The sequence below is a fragment of the Actinomadura geliboluensis genome (genome assembly GCF_005889745.1).
Taxonomy (GTDB): Bacteria; Actinomycetota; Actinomycetes; order Streptosporangiales; family Streptosporangiaceae; genus Spirillospora; species Spirillospora geliboluensis.
Genome location: NZ_VCKZ01000615.1, coordinates 1 through 3,798, shown reverse-complemented (window position 1 = coordinate 3,798; position 3,798 = coordinate 1). Strand labels below are relative to the sequence as shown.

General features: G+C 70.8%; 5 protein-coding genes and 1 pseudogene. 5 read left to right on the top strand and 1 reads right to left on the bottom strand.

Translation table 11 applies throughout. The features are described 5' to 3' along the window. A partial coding sequence (locus ETD96_RS46320) for a hypothetical protein (RefSeq protein ID WP_205719740.1) occupies positions 1-310 on the bottom strand: 310 nt, incomplete at its 3' end. A 171-nt stretch (positions 311-481) separates the two neighbouring features. On the opposite strand from ETD96_RS46320, the gene ffh reads away from it, so the two are divergent. The 5 genes and pseudogenes from ffh to ETD96_RS42420 all read left to right on the top strand — a co-directional run. Next, positions 482-2,059, top strand: a complete 1,578-nt coding sequence (ffh, locus tag ETD96_RS42440; protein WP_138642128.1) for a signal recognition particle protein — start codon at positions 482-484, stop codon at positions 2,057-2,059. A gap of 285 nt (positions 2,060-2,344) precedes the next feature. Beyond that, a complete protein-coding gene (gene rpsP, locus ETD96_RS42435; protein ID WP_138642127.1) occupies positions 2,345-2,785 on the top strand; it encodes a 30S ribosomal protein S16 in 441 nt (146 codons plus the stop codon). Between the two features lie 2 nt (positions 2,786-2,787). Then, positions 2,788-3,030: an RNA-binding protein gene (locus tag ETD96_RS42430; protein WP_067632131.1), complete on the top strand. Its 243-nt coding sequence runs from the start codon at positions 2,788-2,790 to the stop codon at positions 3,028-3,030. An 11-nt stretch (positions 3,031-3,041) separates the two neighbouring features. Next, positions 3,042-3,554, top strand: a complete 513-nt coding sequence (gene rimM / locus ETD96_RS42425; RefSeq protein ID WP_138642126.1) for a ribosome maturation factor RimM — start codon at positions 3,042-3,044, stop codon at positions 3,552-3,554. Further along, positions 3,551-3,757, top strand: a pseudogene (locus tag ETD96_RS42420) (tRNA (guanosine(37)-N1)-methyltransferase TrmD); the annotation flags it as partial. The gene rimM and the pseudogene ETD96_RS42420, both read left to right, overlap by 4 nt. Positions 3,758-3,798 lie beyond the last annotated feature (41 nt).

Genomic DNA, 3,798 nt, shown 5'->3' with positions numbered 1-3,798 from the left:
CCATCTGACCACATTCGAACCGGGGCAGAGTCAGCGCCCCAGACCTGCCCCATGACCCCCAACACACGCACTCCGAGTCACCGAAGCGCGACTGACCTGGAGTGACGATCCACGAACATGTGACCACCTGCTCGGCGTCCAGAACCGCCATCTCCAGCTGTGGCGGATCGGCCAGGCGCTGGGCTCCCGCGACCTGCACATCCGCGCCGCCCAGGTCGACACCCACGGCGCAGAGGCCGTGGACGTCTTCTACGTGGTGAACGACGAGGGCCATCCCCTCGACGACCCCGCCGCCCTGAAGGCCGTACAAGCCCAAATCCTCGCAACCCTCGCCTGACCACCCCATACCGGCGATACCGAGCCAGGCAACGGTCCCGCTGGACGTGACCCCAGCGCCGACCGCCGAGGGCGAAGCAACAGGCAGGACGACCCGATACTCTGATAGGCGATCCCAAAAGCTTTCCAAGGACGGTCCAGACACGTGTTCGAGACGCTCTCCGACCGGTTGACGACGGTCTTCTCGTCCCTGCGCAGCAAGGGCCGGCTCTCCGAGGCCGACATCAACGCCACGGCCCGCGAGATCCGGATCGCGCTGCTCGAGGCCGACGTCGCGCTCCCCGTCGTCAAGGACTTCATCGCGCGGGTCAAGGAGCGGGCGGCTGGCGCGGAGGTCTCGCAGGCGCTGAACCCGGCGCAGCAGGTCGTCAAGATCGTCAATGAGGAGCTCATCGCGATCCTCGGCGGCGAGACCCGCCGGATCCGGCTGGCCAAGACGCCGCCGACCGTGATCATGCTCGCGGGTCTGCAGGGCGCCGGTAAGACCACGCTCGCGGGCAAGCTCGCCCGGTGGCTGAAGCAGGAGGGCCACACGCCGCTGCTGGTGGCCGCCGACCTGCAGCGGCCCAACGCCGTCCAGCAGCTCCAGGTCGTCGGCGAGCGGGCCGGGGTGCCGGTGTTCGCGCCCGAGCCGGGCAGCGGCGTCGGCGACCCGGTGGACGTGGCGCGCCGCTCCATCGACCAGGCCCGGCACGCCCAGCACGACGTCGTCGTCATCGACACCGCGGGCCGCCTGGGCGTCGACACGGAGATGATGCAGCAGGCCATCGACATCCGCGACGCCGTCCGGCCCGACGACATCCTGTTCGTCGTCGACGCCATGGTCGGCCAGGACGCCGTCAACACCGCCCAGGCGTTCATGGACGGCGTCGGCTTCGACGGGGTCGTCCTCACCAAGCTCGACGGCGACGCGCGCGGCGGCGCGGCGCTGTCGGTCCGGCACATCACCGGGCGCCCGATCATGTTCGCCTCGACGGGCGAGAAGCTGGAGGACTTCAGCGTCTTCCACCCGGACCGCATGGCGGGCCGGATCCTCGACATGGGCGACATCCTCACCCTGATCGAGCAGGCCGAGCAGGCGTTCGACGCCGAGCAGGCCGAGAAGATGTCCAGCAAGTTCGCCTCGGGCGAGGACTTCACCCTCGAGGACTTCCTCGAGCAGATGATGATGATTCGCAAGCTGGGCCCGATCGGGAACCTGCTCGGGATGATGCCCGGGATGGGGCAGGTCCGCGACCAGATCAGCCAGATCGACGACAAGGACCTGGACCGGATCGCCGCGATCATCCGCTCGATGACCCCGCAGGAGCGCTCCCAGCCGAAGATCATCAACGGTTCGCGGCGGGCCCGCATCGCCAAGGGCTCGGGCGTCACCGTCGGCGAGGTCAACAGCCTCGTCACCCGGTTCTTCGACGCGCAGAAGATGATGCGCCAGATGGCGGGCGGCATGGGCCTGCCCGGCATGCCCGGCGGGCGCAAGAAGGCGGCGAAGGCGGCCGCCAAGAAGAACAAGAAGGGCAAGCAGCGCAGCGGCGACCCGCGCAAGCGCGCCGCCGGCAAGGACCAGCAGCCCGCGGCCGACGCCATGCCCCAGGGCCTCCCGCCGGGCCTCGGCGGCGGCCCCGGCGCCCCGGGCGGGCTGCCGCCCGGTTTCGGCGGCCAGCTCCCGCCCGGCTTCCAGATGCCCGACCTGGGCAAACTCCCGGGCCGCAAGAAGAAGTAGGGGCTGTGGTCCGCGCGGCGCCCGCCGGCGATACCGGCCGTGCGCGCCCGCGTCCCGCGCCCGCTTCCGGCGCCGTGTCCGAGCCGGGCGGCCCGACCGGACACGGCGCCCTGCGATTGCACCTTTACACCGAACGTCTGGCAGAATGACAGGCTGGAAACCCGGAATCGCGAGGCGCCCTCTCTCGTCCTGCGCGACCGGAGTCCATCGGACGGCCGCGAGCCGGTGTTCCCCACCTGGCGCGGGCCCGTCCACCCAGTAATGAAATCGGAGTACACCACACCCGTGGCAGTCAAGATCAAGCTCAAGCGTCTGGGGAAGATCCGGAACCCGCAGTACCGGATCGTCGTCGCCGACGCCCGCACCAAGCGGGACGGCCGCGCCATCGAGGAGATCGGGCTCTACCAGCCCAAGCAGGAGCCGTCGCTCATCAAGATCGACTCTGAGCGCGCGCAGTACTGGCTCGGCGTCGGCGCGCAGCCGACCGAGCCCGTGCTGAACCTGCTGAAGATCACCGGCGACTGGCAGAAGTTCAAGGGCGAGCCGGGCGCCGAGGGCACCCTCAAGGTCGCCGAGCCCAAGGCCGACCGGAAGGCCGCCTTCGAGGCCGCCGTCAAGGAGTCCCTGGGCGACGACGAGGCCGCCGGCACCGCCGCCCGCGGCAAGAAGAAGGCCGAGCCCAAGGCCAAGGCCACCGAGACCGACGAAGCCAAGAGCGAGGGCTGACAGTGCTCGAAGAAGCGCTCGAGCACCTGGTCCGCGGGATCGTGGAGAACCCGGACGACGTCCGGGTCCGCGCCCGCCGGATCAGGGGCGGCCGGGTCCTCGAGGTGCGGGTGCACCCCGAGGACCTCGGGAAGGTCATCGGCCGCGGCGGCCGCACCGCCAAGGCCCTCCGCACGGTGATCAGCGCCCTCTCCGGGGGCCGCTACGTGCGCGTTGACCTGCTCGACGTCAACGAGGTCCGCTGAGTGGCGTCCCGATGAGCGAACCGCTCGTGGTGGGACGGATCGGCCGGCCGCACGGGATCCGTGGCGAGGTCACCATCGATGTCCGCACGGACGACCCGGACACCCGGTTCGCCGCGGGGACGCGAATCGCCACCGACCCCGGCACCGCCGGCCCGCTCACCATCGAGCGGACCCGCTGGCATTCGGGACGCCTGCTCGTGCGCTTCACCGGGATCGGCGACCGCGACGCCGCGGAGGCCCTGCGCGGCACCTGGCTCGTCGTCGACCCCGGCGACATCGCCCCGTCCGCCGATCCGGACGACTTCCATGACCAGGAACTGATCGGCCTGTCCGTGGTCACCGCGGACGGAGCCGGCGTCGGCGAGGTCGCGGACATCCTGCACCACGGCCAGGACCTGCTGGTCGTGCGCGGTCCCGCCGGGGAGAAGCTCGTGCCGTTCGTGGCCGCGCTCGTCCCCGAGGTGGACGTTCCCGGGGGGCGGCTCGTCATCGACCCGCCCCCCGGACTGCTCGACGAATCATGAAAATCGACATCGTCACGATCTTCCCCGAGTACTTCGCCCCCCTGGACATCTCCCTCCTGGGCAAGGCGCGGCGCGCCGGGCTCCTCGACGTCCACGTCCACGACCTGCGCGCCTGGACCCACGACCGGCACCGCACCGTGGACGACACCCCGTACGGCGGTGGCCCGGGCATGGTCATGAAGCCCGACCCCTGGGGCGAGGCCTCGGTGCGGTTTCGGTGGGCGGTTGGGGAGCGGCGGTGAGC

Excerpts from the sequence above, each read along its gene's own strand:
- rimM (WP_138642126.1), top strand. The coding sequence starts at position 3,042 with ATGAGCGAACCGCTCGTGGTGGGACGGATCGGCCGGCCGCACGGGATC.